This window comes from Brevundimonas sp. UBA7838 (assembly GCF_002500885.1).
Classification (GTDB): domain Bacteria; phylum Pseudomonadota; class Alphaproteobacteria; order Caulobacterales; family Caulobacteraceae; genus Brevundimonas; species Brevundimonas vesicularis_C.
The window spans coordinates 6,926-7,530 of sequence record NZ_DLTK01000084.1 but is presented as its reverse complement, the minus strand read 5'-3'; the positions used below and the strand labels follow the sequence as shown (position 1 = coordinate 7,530).

The window sequence follows — 605 nt, the reverse complement described above, 5'->3', positions numbered from 1 at the left end:
CATCCAGGGGGGCTGGGGGGGGCTGTTCAGGATCCGGGACGCTTCCGAACTCCGACGAGCCGATGATCGATATTTCGTTGCGCATACGGGCGGGCGAAGGACCGAAACGGGGCCATTTCGTGTCTGCGTCGATTTCCTGGCCGCCTCTGGCGTCGGGCCTCCAGCGGCCTAAGTTGAGCCTATGAGCCTGAACCCTCACGACACGACGCCGGCGCCCGGCCCCGTCTTCTTCGACCGCCGCGAACTGGACCCGATCCTCAGGGTCTATGGCCGCATGGTCGCGCAGGGCGAATGGCGCGACTACGCCATGGTCGGGCACAAGGATTTCGCCGAGTTCGCCGTCTTTCGCCGCAGCGGCGACGCCCCGCTCTACCGGATCGAAAAGCGCCCCGCCCTCCAGACCCGCCAGGGCCAGTGGGCCGTCATCGGCGAGGGCGGCCAGATCCTGAAACGCGGCCGCGAGCTGACCCAGGTGCTGCGCGTCTTCGACGGCCGCCGGTTTCAGGTGGTGGAGTAGAAACAAAAAGGGCCCCGCGAGGGGCCCTTTCCGTATCCGTCTTTCGACCGATTTCAGTTCCGGTTGCCGCCCATGAAGGCCAGCAGGA

The 605-nt window shown here is 66.4% G+C and carries 1 protein-coding gene; it reads left to right on the top strand.

The window, feature by feature from the left end:
* Positions 1 to 181 precede the first annotated feature (181 nt).
* The gene (locus B3T77_RS06810; protein ID WP_292078294.1) at positions 182 to 517 is read left to right on the top strand and encodes a DUF2794 domain-containing protein; all 336 of its coding nucleotides are present in this window, start codon (positions 182 to 184) and stop codon (positions 515 to 517) included.
* The last annotated feature ends 88 nt before the right edge of the window (positions 518 to 605 follow it).

Coding starts and splice junctions, on each gene's coding strand:
- B3T77_RS06810 (WP_292078294.1), top strand. CDS start 182: ATGAGCCTGAACCCTCACGACACGACGCCGGCGCCCGGCCCCGTCTTC.